Here is a 26430-nt window from a genome sequence, read left to right on the forward strand (position 1 = left end):
TGCAGGGCACCGTTGCATAGACTGGTTCTGCTCGCGGTTGCACACATCGGAGTCCATCGCCCATGTCCCAGCCTCTGACCCCTTTCCTTGGCGTGCGCGAGGCGGCCAGCCGCCTGACGGGCGGCGCCACCGACTACGAGCGGCTGCTCGAGATGGCGCGCGACAAGCGCTATGTGCTGCTCGGCGAGGCGACGCACGGAACGCGCGAGTTCTATCAGACGCGGGCGGATATTACGCGGCAGTTGATCGGGCAAGGTGGCTTTGACGCGGTCGCCATTGAAGGCGACTGGCCGGACGTCTGGCGCATCAACCGCTATGTGCAGGCAGAGAGCACCGACACCGCTGTCGAGGCATTGGCCGACTTCCAGCGCTTTCCCGCCTGGATGTGGCGCAACCGCGAGGTGCTGGAATTCATCACATGGCTGCGTGATTACAACGCGCCATTACCCGCGCCGGAGCGCGTCGGCGTCTATGGGCTGGACCTGTACAGCCTGTACCGCTCGGCGGAAGCCGTCATCGCGTACCTGGAGAGGAACGACCCGGACCAGGCGGCCGCCGCGCGCGAGCACTATGCGGCGCTGGACCATGTGCGAGAGCCCATGACTTACGGCTATGAGGCCGCTTCAGGGCTAAGACTGCCTGCGCAACGGGAAGTGGTCGAACAACTGCGCAGGCTTCGTACCAGCGAGGCCAGATTGATCGAGCAGGAAGGCATGGCTGCCATGGACGCACATTATTTTGCCGAGCAGAACGCCATGGTGGTCGTCAATGCGGAGGCCTATTACCGCGAATCGTTCGGCCGCCGCGTCAACACATGGAACTTGCGTGACGCGCACATGGCGTAGACGCTGTTTGGCCTGGCCGCCTATCGGCAGCGCCGCGGCGGTAACGGGCGCGTGGTGGTGTGGGCACACAACTCGCACCTGGGCGACGCGCGTGCCACGGAATCGGCCAGTCGACGTGAATGGAATCTCGGCCAACTGGTCCGGGAGCAGGCGCACGATGCGGCGCTGCTTGTCGGTTTCACGACGTACACGGGGCAGGTCTGCGCGGCATCCGAGTGGGGCGGCGATGCCGAACAGAAGTGGGTTCGGCCGGCACGCCCCGACAGTTGGGAGTTTCTGTTTCACAGTACGGGCCTGGACCGGCTCTTCCTGCCCCTCGGGCCTGCGGCGCGCGACGTGTTCCATGAACCGTTACTCGAGCGCGCCATCGGTGTGCTGTATCTGCCGAAAACCGAGTACGCCTCGCATTACTTCGAAGCCGTCATCGGTGCACAGTTCGACGCCTTGTTCCACCTGGACGAAACCACCGCGATCGAACCCTTGAGCGCAGCGTTGCCTGCCTGACGGCCACGGCGGGAGTTGCGCCACATCAACGCGTTTCTGCGCGAATGGACCATTGTGGCTAGAGGAATGCGCTGATCTTTCTAGGAGTCCATGATGCTTCGGATACGTCACCCACTGCATGCCGCGCTGGTCGCGGTGTCGCTCGCGTCAATGGGCGCGGCGCTGGCGCAGGCGCCGTCCCCCTTGCCGTCAACGCCGCCCGATCAGCAGCGCGATGCCACTGCCGACTTTTGTACGCAACTGCGCAATGCCAGGACCCCCGCGGAGCGTCGTGCCCTGATGCAGCGTATGCACGACATCCCGGGGGCGAACGCTCCAGGCCGCCTGAATCAGCGACCTCGGGAGATGCCGCGCGGCACGATGATGGACCGCCGGTCGTGGCGGGCCATGCACGAGATGGGCTGCCTGGACGAAGGGCCCCGTACCGGCACCCCGGTCGCGCGGAAGCAGGGGAGCGTGGCCTATGTGTCCGGCGGGATCGGTCAGGATGATGTGGAAGCGATGCGCAAGATCGCGCCGCAGTACAACGTGCGGCTGACTTTCACGGGCAAGAGCGGCGAATATCTGTCCGATGTCGATACCCACATCCGCTCCGCAGATGGGGCCGTCGCGCTGGCCGTTGTGTCGGAGGGCCCGTTGCTCTATGTCCGCCTGCCGCGCGGCAGCTACCGGGTCAGCGCGTCGTACAACGGCGTCGTCCAGCAGACGGCAATGACCGTCCCGGCAAGCCAGGCGGTCGTGCGCACGATGACCTGGCAACACGAATAGATGTGACACGCGCTCGCCCGGCTGCCATGCGGCGCGCCAGGCGGGCGCTCACGCATCTTGCGCGGTGTGGGCATGATGCCGCGCCGGGCGGCGGGCGCCTATCCGCGCCTGTAGTGCGCCGCCAGGGCGCGGCCCAATAGAACGCCTGCACTGAGGGCGAGATCGCGCGAAATGTAGCCCTCCTCGCTTGCGGCACAGACCCACGGCGAGTTGTCGCCCGTCGGCGAGATGAACCTGCATTCGCACACCCAGCGCTTGTCGCTCCGCCGTAGCGTGCGAACGTTCACCCAGCCGGCATGCCCGTCGCCGATCACGGTCATACGCTCGGCCTGTGCACGCGCCGTGCGGATCCGGTGGGCTTCCTCTGCGGAGCCTTTCGGGGCGTGCTCCACCGTGCGCGTTGGGTTCCGGTGGGCCATATCGGGGCCATTGCCGGCAATGCGGCTGCCCACGCACGAGTGATCGCAAGCCGTCGCGTCGATATGCAGATGGTCTGGCGGGCTGCGCATCGGATGGGCTACGCAGCCAGTGCGAAGTCGAGGGGCCAACGGCGGCGGAGAAACTCGACGATATTGAGATCCAATCCGGGCGATGCATAACTCCAGATCACGTCGCCCGGGGCGAACCTGTTCAGCTGTTCGTGCCGGATGCCGGTATGCCCCAGTGGCAGGTGCTGCGTGGCATACCACTGCACCTCATCGGCATTGCCGGGATCGTCGCGATAGAACAGCCACGCCGCGAGGAAGGCGTCCTGGCGTTGTTCAAGCGCGTGACACATGGGCGGCTGCACGGGTGGCTGGCGGCCCGCGTCAATCTCGACCGGCGGGTAGGCCAGCCGCCAGCCAGCATAGACGTCGTCTTGCACGCTGTGATAGAAGGCGGTCTCGTGCGTGGAGTAGTAACGCTCCAGCATGAAGAACGCAGCGGGGAAGCTGCCCTTGGCCGGGCCCGTGTACCACCCGTACACGTCGTCACCTTCGACGATGACCATGAGAGCGCACATCAACCCGGGGCCTTTCGGCTCGAACGCCAGATAGGCAAACGGCTCGGTCATCGGATACTCCTGCAAAAAGATGGACGGCGCGCGCGGCTGACCTTGGCGGAAGCATCGGGGGCGCCATGTGCCTGGCGCCGCCGGACATCCGCCGGCAGGTCGGTGTCGAGCCGACGGTCAGCCGCCGCTGACCGGGATCTTCTTCGGCGCGGCCTGGGCCTCGGCCGTCTTGGGAAGCGTCACGGTCAGGACGCCATTCTTGAAGCTGGCCTCGATCTTGTCGGCATCGACGCCATCGGGCATCCGGAACGAACGCTCGAACGAGCCGAAATGGCGCTCGTGCAGGTAGTAGTCCTTCTGCTTTTCTTCCTTCTCTTCCTGCTTTTCGCCCTTGATCGTCAGGCCGCCGTTGGCCAGGTGCACCTCGACGTCCTTCTCGTCCATGCCGGGCAGATCCGCCTTGATTTCATAAGCGGTATCGCTCTCGACCACATCCACGGCGGGCGCGGAAGTCAAGGCCCATTCGCGCCGCCAGAACGGCTCGATATCGAGCGATGCGCGACGGAAGGGGAACAGGTGGAACCCGCGATCGAAGTCATCGAACACGCGCGCCACTTCCTGCCGCAGATTGTCGAATGCGCGCCAGGGCTGGAGCGAGCCCGGTGGTTTGGTCGAGGGTTCTGCGCCGGTCTTCACCGGCACTTTGGTGTCAGATTCAGCCATGGTGCGTTCTCCTGTTGAGGTCCTTGGAGAAACCATTCTGGACGCGCCTGCGAGCGGCACCTTGACAGGCATCAACCCATCGCGGCCGGGGCGCTGGAAGACGGTCCCGGCCCTTGTTTCGGGGGCGGCAGGGGCGTCACGTTGGCGGCCAGAATCGTGTCGAGATCGTGGCGATCGACCACCTCCTTCTCCAGCAGCAGGTGCGCCAGCGCTTCAAGCCTTGCGCGCTGGCCTTCCAGCGTGGCCGTGACGCGCACGCTGGCGTCGGTGAGCACCCTGCGCACTTCGCCATCAATCAGTTGTGCCGTGGCTTCGCTGTATTCCTTGCGCTCGCGCTGTGCCAATCCCGACCCCGCGAGGAGCGGGTTGGGCGCATCCTCATACGTGGCGAGCCCGAGCTGTTCGCTCATGCCGAATTGCGTGATCATCTGGCGGGCCATGTCGGTGGCGCGCTGCAGGTCATTCTGGGCGCCGGTCGAGACGTCGCGGTACACGATCTGCTCGGCAATGTAGCCACCCAGCAGCACGTCGAGCCGGTCGAGCAGTTCGCTGCGCTTGAGCAGGTAGCGGTCTTCCGTGGGCGTTTGCTGGGTATAGCCCAGGGCGGCGATCCCACGCGGAATGATCGACACCTTCGACACGCGATCGGCCAGCGGGCGGTGTTCGGCGACGATGGCATGACCGGCCTCGTGATAAGCGATCGTTTCCTTCTCTTTCGGGTTCATCACCCGGTTCTTCTTCTCCAGGCCGCCGACGATCCGGTCCAGTGCTTCATCAAAGTCGGTCATGTCGACGGCGGGTTTGCCCCTGCGCGCGGCCAACAGCGCGGCCTCGTTGACGAGGTTGGCCAGGTCGGCCCCGGCGAAGCCCGGCGTGCGCGCCGCGACCTTGCTCAACTCGACATCGGCGCCCAGTGTCACGTTCTTGGCGTGCACCTTGAGGATCTGCTCGCGACCCTTGAGGTCCGGGCGGTCCAGCGCGATATGGCGGTCGAACCGGCCCGGTCGCAGCAGTGCCGGGTCAAGTATTTCGGGGCGGTTGGTCGCCGCCATGATGATCACGCCCTTGTTGCTGTCAAAGCCGTCCATCTCGACCAGGAGTTGGTTCAGGGTCTGCTCACGCTCTTCATTGCCACCGACGAGGCTCAGTGCACGGGTCTTGCCGAGCGCGTCGAGTTCATCGATGAAGATGATGCAGGGCGCCATGTTCTCTGCCTGGCTGAACAAGTCGCGCACGCGCGCAGCGCCCACGCCGACGAACATCTCGACGAAGTCGGAGCCGCTCATGCTGAAGAAGGGAACGGCTGCCTCGCCTGCAACCGCCTTGGCAAGCAGCGTCTTGCCTGTGCCGGGGGCCCCGACGAGCAGCACCCCCTTGGGAATCCGGCCGCCGAGGCGCTGATATCGCATCGGGTCTTTCAGGAAGCTGACGATCTCGGAGAGTTCTTCCTTGGCTTCGTCGATGCCGGCCACATCGGCAAAGGTGACGCCGGTTTCCTTCTGCATGTAGACCTTGGCCTTGCTTTTGCCGATCTCCATCAAGCCGCCGGCCGCAGTGCCCACGCGGCGGATGAGTACGCTCCAGATGCCAAAGAAGATCAGCGCCGGTGCCACCCACGAGATGACGGTGCTCAACCATTTGTTGTCGGGGCGCCCCGTGAATCGCACGTGTGCTGCCTCCAGATCCTGAACCAGTGCCGGGTCGGTCACGCGCAGCGTCGAGAACGCCTGTTCAGCCTTGGCGGCGCGGTGTATCTCCTCAGCCTGCGGCTTGGAGAGCAGGGCATCGACACCCGCGGTGGAGAACGTCCCGGTGATGTCCTGTTCGCCAATCGAAACCGTTGTCACCTTGCCGGCTTTGAGCAGCACCTTGAAATCGCTGTAGGGCAGCGTCTGGAGCTGTTCTGAGAAGAACAGGGATTGGATGGCAAGGGTGGTCAACATGACCACGATCACATACCAGATCGAGAACTTCCTTTGCTGCGGTTCCATGTCGTCCTCTACGTGCGATCAGTGGCGCGACCACGGTCGGTCCGCTGGCGGGTGGCCTTCCGACGGCGCGTGTGCAGCCGGGACGAATGCGAGCATGGGAAGACTCCTGTCCATCCAAGGCGAATCTTCATCTTCGACTGCAACACGTAAAGCGGCTTGATGCCGGTCAACGAGGTGTCACGAGCGCATGCGCAATCGATCACGCCCGGACAGGGCTGCCCGCACAAGGGCCATCGTGCGCTGGCTTCCTGACATCGATCAGGATGCGGTTGAACTGGCGTTGAGAACGCGCCATTGCTCGGCATAGGATGAAAGCAATGGGTAGCGCCGCTGCTTCAGGGGAGGCCGAATGATCAAGGTACTGATTGCGGATGACCACGCCGTGTTTCGTGAGGGCCTGAGGCGCATTCTCAGCGATGCCGACGACATCGACGTCGTTGGCGAGGCGACGGACGGTGCGTCAACGATCAAGCTGGCGCGCCGGATCGCTGCGGACGTCCTCGTGCTTGACCTGTCGATGCCTGGGCGCAGCGGGATCGACCTGATCGCACAGGTTCGCCGGGAAGCGCCGCCGCTCAAGATCCTCATCCTGACCATGCATGCCGAAGACCAATACGCGCTGCGCGCGTTCCGTGCCGGCGCGGTGGGTTATCTCACCAAGGAAGGCGCGGTGATGGAGCTCGAGCAGGCCATCCGCAAAGCGGCAGCGGGCGGGACGTACATGACCCAGGCCGTGGCGGAGCTGCTGATCCAGAATCTCGGCGACCCGACCGAACAGCTCCTTCATCAGCGGCTGAGCGATCGGGAGTTCGATGTGTTCCTGCGCCTGTCGAGGGGCGATTCACTCGCGCAGATCGCGCATGATCTCTGCATCAGCAGGAAGACGGTCAGTACGTACAAGGCACGCATCCTCGAGCGCATGAACCTGCCCAATGATGCGGCCCTGGTGCGGTATGCGCTCAGCCACGGGCTGCATTGAGCCGCGCCGCGTCCCGCCTACGTCGCGTGCGGCTGGGGGCTGGCAGCTGGTGGCTGCGCTGGTGGCTGTGTAACCGGCCCGAGCGGAATGGTCAGTTCGATGAGCGTTCCGCTCTCGGCCGAAGATTCAATGCGCAGGTTGCCTTGCACCAGGTAAGCGCGCTCACGCAGGCCCACCAGGCCAAAGGACAGCTCCTTTCGGGGGTGTGCGGGGTCGAAGCCGACGCCGTTGTCGCGCACCGAAAGCACAACGCCGGACGCGTCATCGGCCAGCCGCACCTGCACGAGCGAGGCACCGGCATGACGAGCCACGTTGGCCAGACATTCCTGCAGGACGCGATACACGGTCGACGCATAGGGCTCCGGCAGTTCGAGCTGCTCCGGCGTGATCGTCAGTTCGCACTGGATGCGATGACGCCGCTGGAAGGATTGAACGAGCCATCGGCACGCCGGCGCCAGCCCGAGGTCGTCCAGCATGGACGGCCGCAGGTCCGAGGCGAGCCGCCGCGTCTCGCCGATCATGTTGTCGACGGCTTGCTCCATGAGCTTCAGCCGCTTGGCGAGGGGCTCGTCTGGCGGCGTGAGCTTGTGCTCCATCATTTGAATGTCTACCTTGAGCGCGGCCAGCGACTGCGCAAGCTGGTCATGCAGCTCGCGTGAGAGCCTGCGCCGCTCTTCTTCGCGGGCGCGCGAGCTGATCGTCGCCAGTTCACGAAGCTCTTCTCGCGACCGCTCGAGCGCCTGCTCGGTACGCCTGCGCTCCGCAATTTCCTGGCGCAGCTCTTCGTTGGTGGTGCTGAGCTGCGCGGTGCGCTGCCACACGCGCTGCTCGAGGTGTTCGTTGGCCTCGTTCAACTGGCGCGTCTTGTCGAGCGCGCGTCGCCGCTCGGCGCTTTCGTTCTCCAGGGCGGTCACGAGCATCGCATACAGGCGGGCGTATTCGATGATCAGCGCCACGAGCACAAAGCCCGAAGCGATCAGGCCGTAAGCGCGCCCCGCGTAGAAACCGACATCGAACCGGCCATGGTTGAAGACAGTCGAAAGCGCCACATCGAAGACCGATGCCACCGCCACCACCGTGCACCACAGATGCAGCAGCGAGCGGCGGCGATAGCGCCACAGGATGGCCGCAGACAGCACATTGAGGCCCCAGACCACGCTCACGGTTGGAGACATGGCATAGGCGTACCCGTGTCCGCGCATGATTTCCGGCAATGGCGACGCACTGCCCGTGGCCAGTGCCGTCAGCCCCCACGTCAGAAGCAGGATGAGGGCAGCGGACCAGAGTACCGGACGAGCAGCGTGCCGCAGGCGTGCCTGCCTCGTGCGTGCGACCTCTTGCAGCAGCGCATAGCCGATCAGCGCCAGCGGAAACCCTCCGTGCCAGAACATGTAAAGCCACGCCGTGGTTTGCGGTCCGGCCCCGAGCAGCCCCGTGGGGGCGAACAGCCCCGGAAAGCTGAGCATATGCACCACGGCCATGGTGGCGGTGAAGAAGTACCCCGATGCCAAGATCAGCAGCCCGGGCGAGCGCAGCAGGGTGAACTGGCCGATCAGCAATGCCGCCGTGACGAGGTCATTGATGATGATCGCGGACTGATAGACCGGAATGAACCCCCAGATCTGGTGCAGCTGATGTTGCGCGAAGGGCAGCATGGCCGCAAAGACCACCGCGGAGATCAGGATGAGGATCAACATCAGCCGTTCCTGCCAGGCCCGGGGTGCAACGCTGGACAGGAAGATGCGGGGACTATTCGCCGAGTCAGGCAAGATCAAACTCCGATGGAACGGCGGACGCGCGGCATCCGTCCGGGGCAGGTTTTCCCGATTCTGTTGGGGGCGCTGAGGGGGGAGCCGGCTGCATAGCGGCTGCTAACGATGTTCTTGTCAGGTTTACCTGACACGCGATCGCATCGGCTGACGCGCATTTCGTCCGAGGCCGCTTACTTGTGTGGACTCCACCCCTTACGCTGGCCGTGCATTGTTGTTGCACGTGTCCGGATGAGGCACTGCATATACCCCACCATTCGGCGTCAAGCATGCTGCGAAGTCAAGCGCTTGATTGCTGCCTGGTCAATTCACCGGCTTGCTGCGGACCATTGGCGACTGATGGTGCCCGGTGCGGCCGATGCACAGGAGCCTCTTCATGCCTGATCTGATCGAAGCCGCCTATCTGAAGCGATTCTTACGCCTGTCTGCGTGGTACCTGGCCGGCGGCTCCGGTGTGCATGGCGGCGGGGCGCTGCAGGAGCGCGGGTCTGTGGCGGCGAGGGCCACGACGCGAGGAAGGCGGATCGGGAAACGTTGGGCGGTGGCCCTGCCCAACCATGGCCGGTTGCCGGCCCGGCTCACGGGCTGTCGGTCGGCGCAGCGGTGTCAGGCGCTGTGTTACCGGAAGCAGCGAGGACTCGCGCAACGAGGTTCCGCATAAGCCCGCGCCGATTGCCCCGCGCAGGCGCGCACGCCGGAGTCCCGGGCGCGCGCGTGACGCGGTTTTGCGGAAGGGCGCGGGCGAGGCAACCGGGCCAGGTTTTCTCGCACCGCATTGTCACATCAGACGGCGCGCACCCGTGGCGCGCCTGCCTGCACCGATACGGTCGGCTCCACTGCCTGCCGGACCACGTCGCCGATCATCTCAGCGGTGGCCGCCGAGAGGGTCCACCCCAAGTGCCCGTGCCCCGTGTTGTAGAAGACATTGGCTGCGCGGCCGCGTCCGACACGCGGCATCATGTTGGGCATCATGGGGCGCAGGCCCGCCCAAGGCACCACACTACGCGTGCTGACTCCCGGGAAGCATTCGCGCACCCAGTCAACCAGCGGGCGGATCCGATCGGCGCGGATGTCGCGGTTGATGCCGTTGAACTCCGCCGTGCCGGCCACCCGGAAGCGGTCCGCACCGAGCCGGCTGGTGACGAGCTTGGTCTCGTCGTCGAGCAGACTGACAGTGGGCGCACTGGCGCGGCTCTCTTCGTCGGTCAGGTTGACGGTGATGGAGTAGCCCTTGACGGGGTACACATTGACCCGGTCGCCCAGTTGGGCGGCCAGTTCCCGGCTGGCCACGCCAGCGCACACGACGACGCCGTCGAAACCATGTGTGGCGTTGTTTGCAACCACGGCGGCACGGCGCCCGTCGGTCGTCACGGTGTCGACGTCCTGGCCGCAGCGGATGTCCACGCCGAGCCGGGCTGCCGCAGCGGCCAGACCCGTGGTGAACTTGTGAATGTCACCGGTGGAGTCGCTTTCGGTGAAGTAGCCGCCGTAGTAGCGTCCGGCCAGGGTCGGTTCGATGGCGCGCATCTCTTCGGGTGTGACGGCGCGGCGCGGCAATCCGCCGGCAGCCAGCAGGGCCGATACGCGTCCGGCATGCTCAAAGCCGGCCTTGTGTCGATAGATGTGCAGGATGCCCTGCTTGCGAAGGTCGAAGTCGATGCCCTCTGCTTCTGCCCAGCCAAAGAGATGCTCGCGCGCGGCGATGGCCAGGCGCGCGGTCTCGATGGTGTTGGCGCGGTAGCGCGGGATGGCCGCAATGAACTCCGCAAACCAGCTCAGCTTGTGCCAGGTGGGGCGCGGGTTGAGCAGCAACGGGGCATCGCTGCGCAGCATCCACTTCATGCCTTTGAGCAGCGTGGACCAGTGCGTCCAGACCTCGGCGTTCGAGGCGGAAAGCTGGCCACCGTTGGCGAACGAGGTCTCCATGGCGGGATAGCGATGGCGCTCGAACAGCGTCACGGCGAATCCGCGGCGCGCAAGGGCATATGCGGTGGTCACTCCCGTGATTCCACCGCCAACTACGGCGATTGTCTTCATTGTTTCAGGTCTCTTGCGGACGTCAGGATGGGAAGCCCGTGACGCACGATGCGCAGCGGGCGCCCCCTCTGTCCTTGACCTGAGAGATTCGCAGCGGCCCGCAATCGCGGGCCGTGGCTTGCTCCTTCGGTACCGCCGGCTGACGATGAGGCCGGGGTTCTTCAGAGTGTGATGACGGATACCGGTCCGTTTGCCTGAGAGTTTCCGGGGCGGTTGCTCCTTCGGCGCTGCCCGCCTGGCGGTGGGCAGTCTCTCCCGGTATCGCGGGTAAAACCTTGCAATGTCTGGCCGTCACTATGCAACACAATGCGTGAAATGACCAGAGGGCAATCCCGAAGGGTCAGCGCAGGTATTGCTCGGTCAGCGTGACCCAGCATGCCGCGCCGATCGGGATCAGCTTGTCATTGAAGTCGTAGCCGTCGTTGTGCAGCGAGCAACCGACCCATGCCTGCCCCGCCATGCCGTTGCCCAGGGCGAAGTAGCAGCCGGGCATGCGCTCCAGCATCCAGGCAAAGTCTTCGCTGCCCATTTGCGCTGACGGCGGCATGCGCAGGACACGCTCACCGCCCACCACCGACGCCACGGCCTCGCGGGCGATACCGGCCTCGCGCGCACTGTTCTGGATGGCCGGTACGAGGCGCTCATACTCAATGTCCGCCGCCACCCCATACGAGGCAGCCTGGTGCGTGATCACCTCGCGGATGCGGCGCTCCAGCAGATCGCGCACGTCCGGCTTGGTGGCGCGCACGCTCAGCTTGAGCATGGCCGTCTCGGGAATGATGTTGTGCGTCGTCCCGGCGTGCATTTCGCCAACGCTGATGACGGCGGCGTCCACGGGCGCCACGTTGCGCGAAACGATGCCCTGCAGCGCCAGCACGGTGGCCGCCATGGCCAGCGTCGGATCGTTGGCCAGATTGGGGATGGCGCCATGGCCGCCGCGGCCGCGAAACGTCACGGTGACGCGGTCCGAGGAGCCGCCCAGCGGGCCTTCCTGCACGACGGCCGCACCCAACGGCAGCCCCGGTGCGTTATGGAACGCGTAGATGCCGTCACACGGAAAACGTTCGAACAGGCCATCGTCCATCATCGCCAGCGCGCCGGCCAGGCCTTCTTCGTCGGGCTGGAAGATCAGGTTGAGCGTGCCGCTGAAGTTGCGCGTGGAAGCGAGATATTCGGCGGCGGCCAGCAGCGTGGCGGTGTGTCCGTCATGACCGCAGGCATGCATGCGGCCCGGGACTTCGCTGGCGTAGGGCAGGCCCGTGCGTTCCTGCATCGGCAGGGCGTCCATGTCCGCTCGCAGGCCGATGCTGCGCGTGCCGTCGCCAACCTTGAGCTGGCCCACGATGCCGTGGCCGCCCACGGTGTGCACGCTATAGCCCCATTGTTTGAGCAAGCCGGCCACCAGCTCGGCAGTGTTGGCGACATCGCCCCCCAGTTCAGGCCGGGCGTGGATGCGCTGCCGAATCTGGGCGAATCGCTGCGCTGCTTCTCGCAGCGGTGCGGGAATGTTCAGATTGTCGGGAAGTTGGTTCATGGCGTGATGCACGTTCGTATGCGTATGCGGTAAGGGTCAATCGCGGCCGGGATGCGAGGGGAACAGCGTGAGCGCGACCAGACTGATGGTGCTGGCGGACATCAGGTACCAGGCCGGCGCCATGGGCGAGCCGGTGGTGGCAATCAGCCATGTCACGATCAGCGGCGCGAAGCCGCCAAAGACGGTCACGCCCAGGCTGTACATCACCGCCATGCCGGTGGCGCGATGCTCGCGCGGGAACGCTTCCATCATCATGGCGGCGCCGGCACCGCCACTGATCGACATGATGGTCACGCTCACGCCGATCTGCAGCACGACGGATATCAGCGTGGCGTGCGTGGTCAGCAGCAGGAAATTTGGGTAGCACCAGGCCAGCGACGTCAGTGCAGCTACCACGATGATCGGCTTGCGCGTGGGCAGGCGGTCTGCAAGCCTGCCGAACACGGGCGACATGACCAGCATGGCCAGGCCCGCCATGCAGGCGGCGAGAAAAGCGGTGACTGGTGGCATGTGGATCGACTGGATGAGATACGTCGGCATGTAGAACACCGTGATGTACATGCCCGAGGTGCTGCCCGTCATCAGCAGCATGCCCAGCAGCAGCACGCGCCAGTACTGGCGGAACACGGTCTTGAGGTCGGCGTGTTCGGTGCCGCTCACGTGCGTTTCCTTCAGGTTGCGGCGGATGTAGAAGCCGACGGGCGCGATCAGCAGGCCGATCATGAACGGAATGCGCCAGCCCCACGACATCATTGCTTCCTGCGAAAGCGTTGCCGTGATGGCCGCACCCGTCAGCGCACCGGCGAGCGCCGCGCCGCCCTGGGTCGCGCCTTGCCAGCTCACCAGGAAGCAGCGCTTCTGCTTGCTGGCCGATTCCATCAACAGCGCCGAGGCCGCGCCGATCTCGCCGCCGGCCGACAGGCCTTGCAGCAGCCGCCCCAGCACCACCAGGACGGTGGCGGCCAGTCCGATCGAGGCATGAGTCGGTGCGAAGGCGATCAGCGCCGTGCCAGCCGTCATCAGGCCGATGGTCAGGGTCAGTGCCGACTTGCGGCCTCGGCGGTCGGCGAAGTGCCCAATCAGCACGGCACCCAGCGGACGCATGACGAAGCCGGCGCCGAAGGTGGCAAACGAGAGCATCAGCGAGGCCAGCGGGCTGGTGGCTGGAAAGAACAGCCGTCCGATGGTCGCGGCGAAGAAGCTGTAGACGGTGAAGTCGTACATCTCCAGGCCGTTGCCGATGGCGGCGGCGACCACGGCGCGACGCGCGTGGGAACGTTCAGCCGCAGGCGGGGCAGCGGCCCCTGGCTGCGACGGCAGGGAAAGTGACGCGGGCTGCGACTCGATCATGAAATCCTCGCTGGTATGGCAGGTCGCACGGGAAGGAGACCGGTGCGCCCGATCCTGTGCGGCACATAGTAAGAGCCCAGCGGCATCCACGGCCCTCGCTTTTGTTCATGGGTATGAGCAACGGCTATGGCTCGTTCGGGTTATCACCGAGGCCGGCGGTCGAGGCGTGGAGCAGGGGAATTGTCTGGCCCGGGCGGCGACACCAGATCGGCACAGGCACCGTCGTCCGCTGGCGCGCGCTCATGGTTGCTCGGCGCCTCGTGGCGTGGGAGCCCGTGGCGCAGAGTGCTGGATTGCCTGGGCAGTCAGGTGAGGTTTTCCGCGCGCGGGGTGCGCTGCGAGGTCAGTTCGATGCGGGGAGCTTCTCCAGATACCCGTGTCGTCCTTGCAGCCCGGCGAGCAGGCGGCTGTGCAGGCGTTCGGCGGCCCATGTGAGGGTGTGGCGGTCGCGCGTCACGAGGGACACCATGCGGTCTGGCAGGGGCTCCTCGATGGCAAGGAAGTCGATGGTCTGCAGGATCACGGAATGGCGCACGGATTCAGCTGACAGGAGCAGCAGCGCATCGGACTTCCAGCACAGCTCCAGCGCGAGATTCATCGACGTGCATTCGACCACGCGTCCGGGCAACTCGAGCCCGGCGTTGGCGAAGAGGCGCGAAAACGGCGCGTGGATATCACTGAGCGGATCGAGGGTGAGCCAGTCCGCTTGCTGGAGTTCGCGCAGCGAACGTGCGCCGCGCAACGGATGGTCCTTGCGAGCACCGATCACCGAGGGCACCCGGCAAACCGGCGTGCAGTCGAGACCGCCATCGGCGGGCAGCAATTGCGACGTCAGGGCGAAGTCCATCATGCCCTCGCGTACCTGTTCCAGCAACTGCGCCGAGCGCATTTCCTGGATGCGCAGGCGCGCAGCGGGGAACTCGCGGCGGAACGTATCGAGCACGGCTGCCACCGGCCGCATCAGGGCCGTGACCGGCGTCACCCCGAAGCCGATCTCGCTGACGACCGTCCCCTTCATGTCCTCGAGGTCTTCACGCGCGCGGCGTACGTTCTCGCTGATGAGTCGCGCGTGGCTGACCAGCCGCTGGCCATGGGGCGTCAGGCGGATCCCCTTGCTGGAGCGCACGAACAGCGTTGCGCCCACCGAGGTCTCAAGCTCCTTGATGGCCTTGCTGAGCGCAGGCTGCGTGATGTGCAGCACGCGCGAGGCCTCCTGGATGCTGCCTGCGTCGGCAATGGCGGCAAGTGCGCGGAGCTGGTGAAGTTTCATGAGAGGGTCTTGAACGAGGGCCTTGCCGGCACGATGCGGCCGTGCGCCGGGGCCTCGCCATTTTGTCGTGGGCGCGAGGCAAGGGCAATTGCAGGCGCGTGGGATGCCACAGGCTGCCGTGGCGGGCACTATAGCCGACCCCGCACCTGCGATGGGACAAGTCGCGCTGTGAGGGCTACGTCTCCGTGGCGAGCATGACGCGATTCCGCCCCGCCTGCTTGGCTGCGTACATCAGCACGTCAACGCGGCGCAGGACGCTCTCCTGGGACTCGCCGGCCCGCACTTCTGCCACACCAAAGCTTGCCGTGAGTGGAACCGTGATATCCCCATAGCGCAGCGGCGACTGCTCCAGGGTCTGGCGAATCCGTTCAGCGACCTGCAGCGCAATCGCGATGGTCGTCTGCGGCATCAGGATGACAAATTCTTCGCCGCCGTAGCGTCCGAAGTCGTCCGTTTCTCGAATGCATGACCTGACCAGAGCGCCGACGTACATCAGTGCAGCATCGCCGACGTCGTGGCCGTGGCGGTCATTGATCTGCTTGAAATGGTCGAGATCGAACAGCACGCACGACAACTGAACCCGATGGCGCTGAAGGTTGGCGAGGTGGCGCCCCAGCTTTTCCGTGATGACGCGCCGGTTCAGGCCGCCCGTCAGATAGTCATTGGCGGCCAACCCTCTCAGACGACTGACGAGCCTGCCCACGACCACGCCGATGGCCGACATGTTCGCGATCACCAGGAAGACCATGAAGCCCCAAAGATAGGGGACAAAGCTCACGCGGAAGTCGCTCACCGGCGTGCTGCCTTGCAACATGGCCGCGATGATCTGTGCCAGGCGCGCGAAGAACAGGATCCCGACACAGAGGAACGGAAGCGCGAGCAGTATTCGGCTGTGGTGCCTTGCGAGTCCTCTGAGGCATTGCATACCGGCGAAGAACGTGAGGAAGCCGGTTGCGGCGTTGAAGACCATCGACCTCAGGAGGTAGGAGCTGGCATTGGACGGAACGAAGGCCGTCGATACCACCTCAATGAGTAGCGGCAGGTACCAGACTGGCGGCGATGGCCGGGCCGAGTCGCCAAAGGCGGCAACTGCGCGGCAGAACACCATGAGGCCTGCCACGACCAGCCAGTCGGCGATCTGTACGGTGACGAAGTTCGAGTAGATGACGCGCTCTGTAATCAGCGCCACGCCAACGCCGGTGGAGATGTTGGCGACAAAGAGCAGGCTCCCCTGTTTGATTTCTTCGCGGAAGACCCGGCCCAGGACGGCCCACATGACGCCGCACACCGCAAACAGGATCAGCATCACCAGCCGCAGGATGCTTTCGCTCTGATCCATCATCGACGCTCCCATGCACCGGTTTCTTTTTTGATCCGGTTATCGGCTAGCTAACGGCCGGGAGCCTGCGTCCTGAACCCCACTCTGGTCGGGGGCGCGCGCTGCCTGGCAGCCTCGCGTGAGCGCGGTCCGCCTCTCGACGAACGTGTCGAAAACGCGTCTTGTTTGCAATGGCGTTGGCGCTCGCTGCGGGCGACAAACGTGCGGTGTCCAGGGCGGTGCCGGTTCGTGATGCAGCGCGCGCTGCAACTTACCCGCCGCAAGCCCGGGACCCGCCATGAAGCCAGCGAATGAAATCCTACCGGAATGGGTTACGCGTGCGATTGCCGGTTTCTGTGCAGTCGAGATGCCTGAGGCGGGGATTGGCAATGCGATTGTTGCGGGGGCAACCATGCAGGCGCGATGATCGTTGTCGTCGTTTCTGCAAGTCGACTCGACGGGATGCCGAGGACCGATTGCATAGCGCTCCTTCTGCATGCCGATCGACTCGTCACCGATCGCTCGGCGCTGGATGCTGCGCGTGCGCGTTGCCTTGGGTGGGCATCGAGCATCTGTCCTCTGTCCCTTCTGCTGACTTCAGCAAGAGCGTCCTTGCTGAAGTGCTCGGGCTGGACCCTGTCTGCGCGATGCATCCCAGAGGATTGCGGGGTCGATCTCGACGCAGCGTATCGAGATGCCATTGACCCTGCGTTTGATGGCAATGCCGTCTCCTGTGTGGCTAACGCGCAAGCAGGATTGACCCGCTTGACGGAGTGATTCGGAGCGGGCCGCTGCGGTGGCCGATGGGATTCACTCCAAACCGTGGTTCAAATTGGACTGCGCGCGAACACGCCGCGAATCTTCGAGATTCTTCAGGCTGCCGGTTTCCGTTTGAGCCGGGGCCGACGACGCCCTCAACACTGTCCTGAATCCGATGTGCACCGTGCCGAGTGTCGGATCCTGAGGTTGCCGCGATGACGGCCGGTAGCGCACGCAGAAGTTCGGTGCGCACAGGAAGGAGCCACCCTTGATGACGCGAGCCGGATGACGTCCGTCATCGAACGGCGCAGATACTTTGACGACGAGTGGGTTCTGAGCCTCTTCGGCAGGATGCCGATCCCCGTAGACGTCTTTCGTCCACTGCCACACGTTGCCGACGGGATCGAGCATCCCATAACCGTTCGCCGGATAACAACCGACAGGTGCGCTGTCCCTGTGGCCGTCGCTCGCTTCGTTATGCGCAGGGAAGTCGCCCTGCCAAGTGTTGGCCACGTACTTGCCATTGACCTTGAAGGTGTTACCCCACGGATATGTCTCACTCTCCCTGCCGCCGCGCGCCGCGTATTCGTATTCGGCTTCGGTCGGCAGGTCATGGCCGAGCCACTTCGCGTACGCTAGCGCATCGCGATACGTCACCTGCACGACGGGATGGTTCGCCTTGCCGGCGATGCTGCTCCCGGGCCCATACGGATGCAGCCAGTTTGCGCCCGGCTGGAAGCGCCACCATCGGTACGACTGCTCGAACTGCTCGGCGCCGTTCGGCCATACGAACACCACCGACCCCGGTCGTAGCTGCTCCGCAGGGACTCCGGGAAAATCGGAGGGATCGCGCTGGCGCTCGGCCTCGGTGACGTAGCCGGTCGCCCGGACGAACATCGCGAACTGCGCGTTCGTCACCTCATGCGCATCGATCAGGAAGCCGTCGAGCTTCACCGGCTGGACGTTACGCTCTTCCGGATAGCCTTCGGTCGAGCCCATTCGAAAGCGGCCCGCCGGAATCGCGATCATGCCTGCGCGATTCGGCACATCGCCGCGCATCGGGCCGAAGCCGTCGGGCACGCCGCGATAAGCCTCGCACAGCGGCTTGTCTGTCGATGCGAACGCCAACGAGCACGCCGTCGTGAGCCACAACGCAGCGAGTACGCAACGATTACGGATTCGTGTCGAGTTCATCTTGATAGTAGTGCGTGCCGTTGCTGTAGCCGGGGCGTTCCGCGAGGCCGGGAATATCCTGCACGCCGTTCGCAGCCTGATACTTCTCATAGTCGGCGACGAGTTCTTTCAACTTCGCCGGGTACCGTGCGGCGAGGTCGTGTAACTCGGAGCGATCGACGCTCACGTGATACAGCTCCCACCGATCCTTGCCCCACGGCTTGTTCGCATAAGCGATCTTCCAGTCGCCCTTGCGCATTGCGCGGCGGCCGTTCAGTTCCCAGCCTTCGACGAACTGCCCGTGAACCCGGCTGCTCTGACCGGACAGGAAGCCCAGCATCGACGTGCCCTGCATACGGAATACTGGACGCCCGTCGTACCAGCCGTCGGGAGGCGATACGCCTGCGAGCTGCAGAATGGTCGGCGCCACGTCTGTGACATGGGCAGGCACGCGGCTGATCTCTCCGGCGCGCGGAGAGCGTGGCATCACGACGATGCTCGGCACGGCGATGCCGCCCTCGTGGGCGAACGCCTTGTACAGGTGCCAGGGTGTCGCGCTGACCTGCGCCCAGCCGGGGCCGTACTCGACAAACGAGCCCTTGCGTCCGGTGTTGGCAATGCTGTTGTCAGCGTGGCGCCTGATCCAGTCACGGTCGGCGGCTTCGTCGAGGATGCTGTTGCCGTCTGCGCCGTTGTCCGACATGAAGAAGATCAGAGTGTTGTCGTACTGCCCCGTCTCCTTCAGATGCGCGACGATACGCCCGATCTGCGCGTCCATCGCCTCGACCATCGCGGCGTACACGGCCATGCGCTTCGCTTCGATCCGCTGCTGCACCGGCGTCAGCGAATTCCACTTCGGCCAGGTGTCGTTGCCCTCATAGGCCTGCATGTCCTTTGGCACGATGCCGAGCGCTTTCATGCGCGCGAGACGCTGCGCGCGGATCGCGTCGTAGCCAGCGTCGTACTTGCCCTCGTATTTCGCAATGTACTCGTCGGGAGCCTGCAGCGGCCAGTGCGGCGCGGTGTATGCGACATAGGCGAAGAACGGCTTGCCGTCGTCCCTGTTGCTGTCGATGTAGGACAGCATCTTGTCCGTATAGAAGACGGTGGAATAGAAGTTATCCGGCAGATCGACGAGTTTGCCATTCTCGCGGTACATCGCTTTCGGCGTCTTGTCAGGGTCGGTCGTGATGATGCCGGTCTGGTCGAAGTGACTGGCGCCGCCTTGCACCATTGCATATGACTGCTCGAAGCCGCGTTTCGCGGGGCTGTACTCCTCCGTCAGCCCGAGATGCCACTTGCCCACCATGTAGGTGTGGTAGCCCGCGTTCTTGAGGAGCGTCGGGAACGTGACGACGGAATGCGTCAGGTAGCCTTCGTACCCGGCCGCGTTGCGCTGCTTTGGCGTCAGCAGCTCGGCCATGCCGCCCAGCCCAACGCGATGATTGTCGACGCCCGACATCAGCATCGCACGCGTCGGTGAGCAGAACGGCGACGCATAGAAACCGGTCATGCGAACACCTTCTTTCGCGAGCCGGTCGAGATTCGGCGTATTGATCTCGCCGCCGAACGCGCCGATATCCGAGTAGCCGAGATCGTCCGCGAGGATCAAAAGGATGTTCGGGCGCTTGTCGGCGCCGTGTGCGCTGGACGTCATGAGCATTGCCCAGGCGATCGCGCATGCGCTGATGAGGTGCTTCATCGTGTCTCCTTGAATATTTGTTTTGGTCTCAGGCGTTCAAGCTCAGGCCATTTTTTGATCGTTCCTGGGTTTGCCCCTTCGATTTCCCGCATCCGCGTAGGACAGGTGCGTGCTCAATTGTGTAGCGATATACGATACGATTCGATGAAATATGAGTGCTGATTGATAACCGTACGGTAATGAATGAAAGGGCGCGATGGCTGCTACAAAAAGATCATCCGTGTTGCTTCCCGACGTGGTGCCGCCCGGCGCTGACCGTAGTCGTATCGAGCATTTGCCGCACGTATTGCGCAAGCTGCGCATACGGGATCTGGAGACGCTCGACTGGCTCGGGCGCCACCGCAGCTTTGCGCGTACGGCCGAAGAAGCGTCCATCACACAGCCGGCGTTATCGAAATGGCTGCGCGAACTGGAGGACACGTTGGGCCTGCCCCTGTTTGAGCGCACCTCGCGACGGGTCGCGCCCACGGCATATGGGGAAGCGATGCTCGAATGCGTTGCGCGCATCCTCACCGACCTGCGCACGATTCAGCCCGCATTCGATGCCTTGAAACGCGGCACGAGCCTGCCATTGAAGGTCGGCATGCTGCCGTATATCTCGATGCGCCTGCTGCCAGGTGTAATCGAGTACCTGGCAAGACATGCGCCGACGCAGCAGATCAACTACTCGGAAAACACACTCGACCATCTACTGCCGCTCATGCAGCGACGCGAGCTCGATTTACTTGTGTGCCGGCTCGAGTCGGTGGTGCTGACCGCAGGCTTTTCTGTCACCGAGCTATACAGCGACGAGATTCTGGTCGTCGCGCCGCAAGATCATCCATTACATCGGCACAGTCGCGTCACTTGGCGCGACGTGGCAGCGTGGCCCTGGATCATGCCGCCGATGGGTTCTCCGATGCGAACCGCTCTCGAAGTCGAATTCGCGACTGCGGGCGTCGCCGCGCCGCACGTATTGATGGAGTCGACATCGCATCTGACCAACTACGCCGTGGCGCGGCGCGTGCCGTGCCTGTTCGTTTCGACGCGCTTGCGGCACGGCGAAACGGATTTGAATGGAGAACTGCGGCAATTACCGTTGAAGGTATCGACTGCAGTCGAGCGCGTCGGTGCGTTGACGACGGAGCCGAAAAGTACGGCGGTGTCCGTGGTGCTAGCCGCGCTGCAGGAGGCCAGCCGGGAGTCCGTGTCCGCAAGGTGAGAACGAGCGGCTCGTAGCCTAGATCGTCGCGCCACAGCTCTTTGGCGACTCGTCGGTTGCCTAGCGCTTGAGGAAGTCTGCCGCGACGAGACGGTGCCCAGAGCGTTTCCTGAGCTGTGCTTGCCGCTCCAGTGGCATCTGCGGCTGAAGGGGTGCCTGTATCGGTTGGTGGTACTGGGCGCTTACGTACTGTCCCAGGGATGCGCTCGTTGCGAGCGCGGGGCGGTTTCTGTCACGGGTGTCCGTCGCGCCAATGGCTATGTCGGCTTTTGCGCAGTGGGCGGTTCCTGCAGGGCTATAACGTGGCCTGGGATGGCGCTTTGCGGGTGGTTTGCTCGGCGCGCCTACGGCGCACTGTGAGCGCAGTTTTCTGAAACCACACCGATGTCGTGATTCTCTAAGCCATTGACCCGTCAGGATAGTTGGCCTGCCCAGAGGGATTCGAACCCCCGACCGTCGGCTTAGAAGGCCGATGCTCTATCCAACTGAGCTATGGGCAGATCCGTGGCTGCCCAGGGTCACCACAGACGCGCGGCCTCCGGATGCCTGGGAGGCCGCGATTCTAACAGATGGCCGTGGTGTGGCCTGCTAGTGCTGGGGCGGGATCTCTGGTGGTACCTCGCCGGGCGGCAGCTCGATCGGGGGCGTTCGAGGTTCAGGGTCGTGGACCGGGTCATGCGCCGGTTCGTCGGGGGGCGGCATCTCAGGAGGCGGATGCGGAGGAGACTCCGGAGGTGTGGGCGGCGTGATATGCGCGTGCCAGCGCGGATCGGGCAGGGCGGATTGCATGGGCAGCTCCGTGGTGGATCAGTAGCCAGACTTCGGGTTTGCCCGTATCGGGCCCGCAAGCGTCGTTCCCGCGCATCATCCAAATGGTCAGGGATGATATTCATACCCCCCAATCGGGGGGATTTTTGATACATTCCACGACGTCGGGTCGTTTCAAAACAATAACGTTTCAACTTGAAATTCCGCGCAACGACGCGGAGCACCAAGCCTACGTACGCCAGATGATGGTGATGGAGGCTATTTCGGTTCCGACCAAACGGGAAAATCAGGGGAGTCTTGTTCGGGCAGCCTTTCTGGCGGCCCTCGCAATGATGTTTCGCCGGCAACAGGGGGCCAGGCGAAGCGACAACCATGGGGCAGGGAGGAACGGTCGATGAGCACGCGTCATGCAAGGCGCCCAGCGGGGGCGTCCCGAAGCACTTATACCCGCCATGCCCAGAGTGGGCGGATCGGTGACCGTTCCGGTGCAGCCGATCACCGCTTGCCGCCCAGCGGCGTGCCGCGCATGCTGCTATGGCTGCTGGCGGCGACGATCGCGTTTGCGGTCGTCAATTACATCTGGCGGTACTTCGGCTGAAGCGCGCGCCTTACAGCACCTTCCCCGGATTCATCAAACCGCGTGGGTCCAGCGCCCGCTTGATCGCGCGCATGACCGACAACTCCACCGCGCTCTTGTAGCGTGCATTGTCTTCGCGCTTGAGTTGGCCGATGCCGTGCTCGGCGGAAATGGACCCGCCGTGCGCATGCACGCTGTCGTAAACAATACGGTTGATGCCGTCCTGGTTGGCCAGGAAGGCATCGTGCGGGTGCCCCACGGGCGGTGACACGTTGTAATGCAGGTTGCCGTCGCCGAGGTGGCCGAACGTCACCATGCGGATGTTCGGGTAGGCCGAGGCGAGCGCCTGGTCCGTGACCTCGATGAAGTCGGCGATGCGCGAGATCGGCACGGCAATGTCGTGCTTGATGTTCTTGCCTTCGTCGGCCTGGGCCAATGGAATATGCTCGCGCAGGTTCCAGAAGTCGCGCGATTGCGCGACCGATTCCGCGACTGCCGCATCGACGATGACGCCTCGTGCGAGCGCGTCTTCCATCAGCGCGTCGAACAGCGCACGGGCGTGTTCCTCGCTCTCCAGATCGGACAGCTCCAGCAGCACGTACTGAGGGTGGGCCTGCGTGAAGGGCACGCGCAATTGTGGATAGTGCTTGCGCACCAGGTCCAGGCAGAACGCCGACATCAACTCGAAGCCCGTCAGCAGCGTCCCCGCATGGCCCTGTGCCAGGGCGAGAAGCTCGAGCGCCAGTTGGGGTGATTGCAGCGCAGCCAGCGCCGTCACCCGGGCACGCGGCTGCGGAAACAACCTGAGCGTCGCGCCGGTGATGATGCCTAGCGTGCCTTCCGCACCGATCAACAGGTCACGCAAGTCATAGCCGGTGTTGTCCTTGCGCAGGCCGCGCAGGCCGTTCCATCGCTCGCCGTTGGGTAGCACGGCCTCGATGCCGAGGCACAGTTCCCGCGCGTTGCCGTAACGCAGGACGGCGGTGCCCCCCGCGTTTGTCGCGAGGTTGCCGCCGATGGTGCAACTGCCCTCCGCCGCCAGGCTCAGCGGGAAGAGCCGATTGGCGTCGGCTGCGGCCTGCTGTACGTTGGCGAGAATGCAACCCGCATCCACCGTGATGGTGTTGTTGATCTGGTCAACCGCCCGCACGCGCTGCATGCGTTGCAGCGAGATCACGGCGGCGTTGCCTTCCATGTCGGGCGTGGCGCCGCCGCACAGACCGGTGTTGCCGCCTTGCGGGACGATCGGCACGCCGTGCGCGCCGCACAGGCTCACGAGTGTCGCCACTTCATCAGGGCTGGCTGGACGCAGCACCGCGCGTGCGCGCCCCGTGAAGCGCTTGCGCCAGTCTGTGAGGTACGGTGCCTGGTCCTGTGGTGCCGTCAAGACGTGTGCACCGCCAATGGCGTCAACGCAGGCTTGCAGGAAGGCGTCGTAGGTCATGGCTGGTCAGCGGTTCGGGTTGGCGCGCGCCTTGGCGGCACGCTTGAACGGGCGCAGATACAAGATCGTCGCGAAGAAGAACGCCACGCTGAGCACCACCTCAGCCCACGCGAGCGAACGTGAGAGCCCGATGTCTGATGTGGCGCGCACAATGCCCTCGGTAAAGAAGAGCAGGATGAACATGGACGCCCATTGCATCGTGTAGCGGTTCTTGCGCAGCACGCCCGGCAACGGCCACGCCAGCAGCAGCGCCTTGAGCGCGAGCCATGATCCACCCGGCCGGACCGGCGCCAGCCAGAGCTCCCACGCAGCGCACAGCACAATCATGGCGAGCAGGCTCGCGGCACTCAGCAGATGCAGGGCCCGAGATTCAGCGACGGCGTGATCGGCGGGAATCATGCGGAAAGCTTCAGGGCAGTCTGTGCGAGCCGACGCCCCATTGCCGTAGCCAGCGTGCGCTCATGGGCGGTGAGCGGTGCGGTATCACCGCGGTGGGCCACATGCGACGGGCCGTATGGCGTGCCGCCGGCATCCGTGGAAAGCAACTCGCTCTGCTGATACGGCAGACCGAGCAACACCATGCCATGGTGCAGCAGCGGCAGCATCATCGAGATCAGCGTGGTTTCCTGTCCGCCATGCATGCTGCCCGTCGAGGTGAACACGCACGCGGGCTTGCCTGCCAATGCGCCTGACAGCCATTGCGGCGTGGTGCCGTCGAGAAAGTATTTGAGCGGCGCGGCCATGTTGCCGAAGCGAGTGGGCGAGCCCAGCGCCAGGCCGACGCATTCTTCCAGATCGCGGACCTCCACGTAGGGCGGCCCACCGTCGGGCACGTCGGGCTGGGTGGCTTCGCAGACGGTGGAGACGGCCGGAACCGTGCGAACGCGCGCCTGGGCGCCGTCCACCGTCTCAATGCCATGCGCGATGGCTTCTGCGAGTGCGCGTGTGCTGCCGTGGCGGCTGTAGTACAGGACGAGGATGTCTTTCATAACGAGGGGGCCGGACCGGCAATGACGTCGCGGTATTATAGTTGCGCCCCTTACCCCCGCGTCCCGCCTCATTCTTCATGCTTTTTGATGCCCGAGTGCTTCGCCAATGGAATGCCGCCAAGCTGCGTGCGCTGGCGCGTTATGCGCTGCGCCGTGCGGGTGAGGACAGGCTGCCCCAGGTGGCCGGCAGCCTGACATTCACAACGGTGCTCTCGCTGGTGCCGGTCCTGACCGTGGCGTTCGCGCTGTTCACCGCCTTTCCGATGTTCAAGAGCTTTCGCGCCGACATCGAAAGCTACATGTTCAGCAACCTCGTGCCCGGCAATATCAGCCGGCCGATCCTCGCCTACCTGAATCAATTCTCGAGCAATGCCAAGGGACTCACCGCGGCGGGCCTGATCGGCCTGGTGGTGACCTCCGTCCTGACCATGCTGACGGTCGAGAACGCGCTCAACGCAATCTGGCGCGTGCGTCAACGGCGGCCATTGGCGCAGCGTGTGCTGGTGTTCTGGGCACTGGTTACGCTGGGTCCCGTGCTGATCGGGGCGAGCCTGTCGGTCAGTTCCTACCTGGTGTCGATCTCGGCGGGCTACGTCCATAAGCTGCCCTTTGGGCTGGGCGTGGTCGTGGGCGTCGTGCCGATCCTGTTGTCGGCCATTGCCTTTGCGATGCTCTACGTCTTCGTGCCCAACACCAATGTCGCGCGGCGAGACGCGCTTGTCGCAGGCCTGATCGCCGCGGTGGCGTTCGAAATCGCCAAGCGAGGCTTTGGCTCGTATGTCGCGCACATCCCCACGTACACGGCTGTGTACGGCGCATTTGCCGCGCTGCCGATCTTCCTGACATGGATTTACGTGAGCTGGCTGGTCACCCTGCTGGGCGCCACGATTGCATCGACGTTACCGATCGTCCGGCAAGGCTACTGGCAGCGGCGAACATTTCCGGGCAGCGAGTTCTTCGACGCGCTCGGCATTCTGCTGCTGCTCTACCGCGCACGCGAGGAACCGCCGCGCACGGTGGCTGAACTGGAGATCGGCAGGCGCCTGCAACTGGAAGCCGATTACCTGGCTGATCTGCTGGTCAAGCTCAAGTCGCTCCACCTGGTCGGCAAATTGCAACAGGATCGAAGCGAAACGCATTGGGCCTTGCTGTGCGACGCACACACAACCACGCTGCGCCCATTGTATGAACGGCTCGTACTGAATCTGCCGCGCCTGCCGCGCACGGCCCTGGCGCGGCATCTGGGTGACACGCGCTCACTCGTCAGCCAACTGCGGAATCCGGCGCTCGATTGCACGCTAGAAAGTGTCTTCGCGTCGGGCCAGCGCGGCGTGGCGGCTGCGGCGCAGGCCGCCGCTGCGGCACCGTCCATGCCGGCCTCAGCCGCCAGCTGATGGCTCAGAACGGAATCTTTCCCGTCCAGATATCGCGGTACATCACCCAGTCGCCCATCAGGCTATAGAAGGGGTGACGGAACGTGGCGGGCCGGTTCTTCTCGAAGCCGAAATGCCCGACCCACGCAAAGGCATAGCCGCTGATGGCTGCGCCGAGCAGCCACCAGGCGTTGCCCGTGAACAGCAGCAGGATCAGGCATACCAGCGCCACCGAGGAGCCAGCAAAGTGCAGGCGTCGGCAGGTGCGGTCCTGATGCTCGCCCAGATAGTACGGATAGAACTCGGCGAAGCTGCCGAAGGTATGCGTCTCGGTAGTGGCCATGATGCGTCTCCTGAGTCCT

General features: G+C 64.4%; 21 protein-coding genes, 1 tRNA gene, 1 pseudogene and 1 riboswitch. Of the genes and pseudogenes, 6 read left to right on the plus strand and 17 right to left on the minus strand.

Annotated elements, in window-relative coordinates:
• The first annotated feature begins 62 nt into the window (after positions 1–62).
• Positions 63–1349: pseudogene (locus R2N03_RS04740) on the plus strand (erythromycin esterase family protein).
• 90 nt (positions 1350–1439) lie between these two features.
• Positions 1440–2117: a hypothetical protein gene (locus R2N03_RS04745; RefSeq protein WP_316655669.1), complete on the plus strand. Its 678-nt coding sequence runs from the start codon at positions 1440–1442 to the stop codon at positions 2115–2117.
• 98 nt (positions 2118–2215) lie between these two features.
• Here the strand turns inward: R2N03_RS04745 and R2N03_RS04750 are convergent, their stop codons facing one another.
• The 4 genes from R2N03_RS04750 to ftsH all read right to left on the minus strand — a co-directional run bounded on the left by R2N03_RS04750 (position 2216) and on the right by ftsH (position 5825).
• A complete protein-coding gene (locus tag R2N03_RS04750) occupies positions 2216–2626 on the minus strand; it encodes a hypothetical protein (RefSeq protein ID WP_316655671.1) in 411 nt (136 codons plus the stop codon).
• Positions 2627–2634: 8 nt separating this feature from the next.
• Positions 2635–3171 (minus strand): hypothetical protein, encoded by a 537-nt coding sequence (locus R2N03_RS04755; RefSeq protein ID WP_316655672.1) that lies wholly within the window; start codon positions 3169–3171, stop codon positions 2635–2637.
• A 117-nt stretch (positions 3172–3288) separates the two neighbouring features.
• Positions 3289–3834, minus strand: coding sequence for an Hsp20/alpha crystallin family protein (locus tag R2N03_RS04760; protein ID WP_316655674.1), 546 nt, complete (start codon positions 3832–3834; stop codon positions 3289–3291).
• 71 nt (positions 3835–3905) lie between these two features.
• Positions 3906–5825 carry an ATP-dependent zinc metalloprotease FtsH gene (ftsH, locus tag R2N03_RS04765; protein ID WP_316655676.1) on the minus strand — a complete coding sequence of 640 codons (1920 nt, stop codon included), beginning with the start codon at positions 5823–5825 and terminating at the stop codon, positions 3906–3908.
• Positions 5826–6174: 349 nt separating this feature from the next.
• Here ftsH and R2N03_RS04770 point away from each other — a divergent pair, with 349 nt between their 5' ends.
• The gene (locus R2N03_RS04770; RefSeq protein WP_316655678.1) at positions 6175–6804 is read left to right on the plus strand and encodes a response regulator; all 630 of its coding nucleotides are present in this window, start codon (positions 6175–6177) and stop codon (positions 6802–6804) included.
• A 17-nt stretch (positions 6805–6821) separates the two neighbouring features.
• On the opposite strand, the gene R2N03_RS04775 is transcribed toward R2N03_RS04770, so the two are convergent.
• From R2N03_RS04775 to R2N03_RS04810, 8 genes are all read right to left on the minus strand, one after another.
• A complete protein-coding gene (locus R2N03_RS04775) occupies positions 6822–8501 on the minus strand; it encodes an MASE4 domain-containing protein (RefSeq protein WP_316655681.1) in 1680 nt (559 codons plus the stop codon).
• An 855-nt stretch (positions 8502–9356) separates the two neighbouring features.
• Positions 9357–10610 carry a D-amino acid dehydrogenase gene (locus tag R2N03_RS04780; RefSeq protein ID WP_316655683.1) on the minus strand — a complete coding sequence of 418 codons (1254 nt, stop codon included), beginning with the start codon at positions 10608–10610 and terminating at the stop codon, positions 9357–9359.
• A gap of 172 nt (positions 10611–10782) precedes the next feature.
• A riboswitch (glycine riboswitch) is annotated at positions 10783–10878 on the minus strand.
• Between the two features lie 72 nt (positions 10879–10950).
• The gene (locus R2N03_RS04785; protein ID WP_316655685.1) at positions 10951–12144 is read right to left on the minus strand and encodes a M20 aminoacylase family protein; all 1194 of its coding nucleotides are present in this window, start codon (positions 12142–12144) and stop codon (positions 10951–10953) included.
• Positions 12145–12180: 36 nt separating this feature from the next.
• Positions 12181–13494, minus strand: coding sequence for an MFS transporter (locus R2N03_RS04790; protein WP_316655686.1), 1314 nt, complete (start codon positions 13492–13494; stop codon positions 12181–12183).
• 343 nt (positions 13495–13837) lie between these two features.
• Positions 13838–14764: a LysR substrate-binding domain-containing protein gene (locus R2N03_RS04795; protein ID WP_316655688.1), complete on the minus strand. Its 927-nt coding sequence runs from the start codon at positions 14762–14764 to the stop codon at positions 13838–13840.
• Positions 14765–14939: 175 nt separating this feature from the next.
• Positions 14940–16106, minus strand: a complete 1167-nt coding sequence (locus R2N03_RS04800; protein ID WP_316655690.1) for a GGDEF domain-containing protein — start codon at positions 16104–16106, stop codon at positions 14940–14942.
• A 786-nt stretch (positions 16107–16892) separates the two neighbouring features.
• Complete coding sequence (locus R2N03_RS04805; RefSeq protein WP_316655692.1) at positions 16893–17969, minus strand: formylglycine-generating enzyme family protein; 1077 nt, start codon at positions 17967–17969, stop codon at positions 16893–16895.
• A 43-nt stretch (positions 17970–18012) separates the two neighbouring features.
• Positions 18013–19626, minus strand: a complete 1614-nt coding sequence (locus R2N03_RS04810; RefSeq protein ID WP_316655694.1) for an arylsulfatase — start codon at positions 19624–19626, stop codon at positions 18013–18015.
• Positions 19627–19936: 310 nt separating this feature from the next.
• Here R2N03_RS04810 and R2N03_RS04815 point away from each other — a divergent pair, with 310 nt between their 5' ends.
• Entirely contained in the window at positions 19937–20917 is a 981-nt protein-coding gene (locus R2N03_RS04815) for a LysR family transcriptional regulator (RefSeq protein ID WP_316655696.1), read from the plus strand.
• A 423-nt stretch (positions 20918–21340) separates the two neighbouring features.
• Here the strand turns inward: R2N03_RS04815 and R2N03_RS04820 are convergent.
• Positions 21341–21417 (minus strand) — tRNA-Arg (locus R2N03_RS04820).
• Between the two features lie 662 nt (positions 21418–22079).
• On the opposite strand from R2N03_RS04820, the gene R2N03_RS04825 reads away from it, so the two are divergent.
• Positions 22080–22283 (plus strand): hypothetical protein, encoded by a 204-nt coding sequence (locus R2N03_RS04825; RefSeq protein WP_316655697.1) that lies wholly within the window; start codon positions 22080–22082, stop codon positions 22281–22283.
• 10 nt (positions 22284–22293) lie between these two features.
• On the opposite strand, the gene R2N03_RS04830 is transcribed toward R2N03_RS04825, so the two are convergent.
• Genes R2N03_RS04830 through wrbA form a run of 3 tightly spaced genes read right to left on the minus strand, consistent with a single transcriptional unit; the run spans position 22294 to position 24695 of the window.
• Complete coding sequence (locus tag R2N03_RS04830) at positions 22294–23706, minus strand: FAD-binding oxidoreductase (RefSeq protein ID WP_316655699.1); 1413 nt, start codon at positions 23704–23706, stop codon at positions 22294–22296.
• A 6-nt stretch (positions 23707–23712) separates the two neighbouring features.
• Positions 23713–24105, minus strand: a complete 393-nt coding sequence (locus R2N03_RS04835) for a DUF2069 domain-containing protein (RefSeq protein ID WP_316655701.1) — start codon at positions 24103–24105, stop codon at positions 23713–23715.
• A complete protein-coding gene (gene wrbA / locus R2N03_RS04840) occupies positions 24102–24695 on the minus strand; it encodes an NAD(P)H:quinone oxidoreductase (RefSeq protein WP_316655702.1) in 594 nt (197 codons plus the stop codon). The genes R2N03_RS04835 and wrbA overlap by 4 nt, the downstream gene beginning before the upstream one ends.
• Before the next feature lie 77 nt (positions 24696–24772).
• On the opposite strand from wrbA, the gene R2N03_RS04845 reads away from it, so the two are divergent.
• Entirely contained in the window at positions 24773–26089 is a 1317-nt protein-coding gene (locus tag R2N03_RS04845; protein ID WP_316655704.1) for a YihY family inner membrane protein, read from the plus strand.
• A 4-nt stretch (positions 26090–26093) separates the two neighbouring features.
• Here R2N03_RS04845 and R2N03_RS04850 read toward each other — a convergent pair whose 3' ends face one another.
• Entirely contained in the window at positions 26094–26411 is a 318-nt protein-coding gene (locus tag R2N03_RS04850; RefSeq protein WP_316655706.1) for an Mpo1-like protein, read from the minus strand.
• Between the last annotated feature and the right edge of the window lie 19 nt (positions 26412–26430).

Origin of the sequence: Ralstonia condita (genome assembly GCF_958405655.1) — a bacterium.
In the GTDB taxonomy this organism is placed as follows: domain Bacteria; phylum Pseudomonadota; class Gammaproteobacteria; order Burkholderiales; family Burkholderiaceae; genus Ralstonia; species Ralstonia condita.

Bases quoted from the DNA above. Each gene is read 5' to 3' on its own strand.
- R2N03_RS04745 (WP_316655669.1), top strand. From the start codon at position 1,440: ATGATGCTTCGGATACGTCACCCACTGCATGCCGCGCTGGTCGCGGTG.
- R2N03_RS04750 (WP_316655671.1), bottom strand. From the start codon at position 2,626: ATGCGCAGCCCGCCAGACCATCTGCATATCGACGCGACGGCTTGCGAT.
- R2N03_RS04755 (WP_316655672.1), bottom strand. From the start codon at position 3,171: ATGACCGAGCCGTTTGCCTATCTGGCGTTCGAGCCGAAAGGCCCCGGG.
- R2N03_RS04760 (WP_316655674.1), bottom strand. From the start codon at position 3,834: ATGGCTGAATCTGACACCAAAGTGCCGGTGAAGACCGGCGCAGAACCC.
- ftsH (WP_316655676.1), bottom strand. From the start codon at position 5,825: ATGGAACCGCAGCAAAGGAAGTTCTCGATCTGGTATGTGATCGTGGTC.
- R2N03_RS04770 (WP_316655678.1), top strand. From the start codon at position 6,175: ATGATCAAGGTACTGATTGCGGATGACCACGCCGTGTTTCGTGAGGGC.
- R2N03_RS04775 (WP_316655681.1), bottom strand. From the start codon at position 8,501: ATGTTGATCCTCATCCTGATCTCCGCGGTGGTCTTTGCGGCCATGCTG.
- R2N03_RS04780 (WP_316655683.1), bottom strand. From the start codon at position 10,610: ATGAAGACAATCGCCGTAGTTGGCGGTGGAATCACGGGAGTGACCACC.
- R2N03_RS04785 (WP_316655685.1), bottom strand. From the start codon at position 12,144: ATGAACCAACTTCCCGACAATCTGAACATTCCCGCACCGCTGCGAGAA.
- R2N03_RS04790 (WP_316655686.1), bottom strand. From the start codon at position 13,494: ATGATCGAGTCGCAGCCCGCGTCACTTTCCCTGCCGTCGCAGCCAGGG.
- R2N03_RS04795 (WP_316655688.1), bottom strand. From the start codon at position 14,764: ATGAAACTTCACCAGCTCCGCGCACTTGCCGCCATTGCCGACGCAGGC.
- R2N03_RS04800 (WP_316655690.1), bottom strand. From the start codon at position 16,106: ATGATGGATCAGAGCGAAAGCATCCTGCGGCTGGTGATGCTGATCCTG.
- R2N03_RS04825 (WP_316655697.1), top strand. From the start codon at position 22,080: ATGAGCACGCGTCATGCAAGGCGCCCAGCGGGGGCGTCCCGAAGCACT.
- R2N03_RS04830 (WP_316655699.1), bottom strand. From the start codon at position 23,706: ATGACCTACGACGCCTTCCTGCAAGCCTGCGTTGACGCCATTGGCGGT.
- R2N03_RS04835 (WP_316655701.1), bottom strand. From the start codon at position 24,105: ATGATTCCCGCCGATCACGCCGTCGCTGAATCTCGGGCCCTGCATCTG.
- wrbA (WP_316655702.1), bottom strand. From the start codon at position 24,695: ATGAAAGACATCCTCGTCCTGTACTACAGCCGCCACGGCAGCACACGC.
- R2N03_RS04845 (WP_316655704.1), top strand. From the start codon at position 24,773: ATGCTTTTTGATGCCCGAGTGCTTCGCCAATGGAATGCCGCCAAGCTG.
- R2N03_RS04850 (WP_316655706.1), bottom strand. From the start codon at position 26,411: ATGGCCACTACCGAGACGCATACCTTCGGCAGCTTCGCCGAGTTCTAT.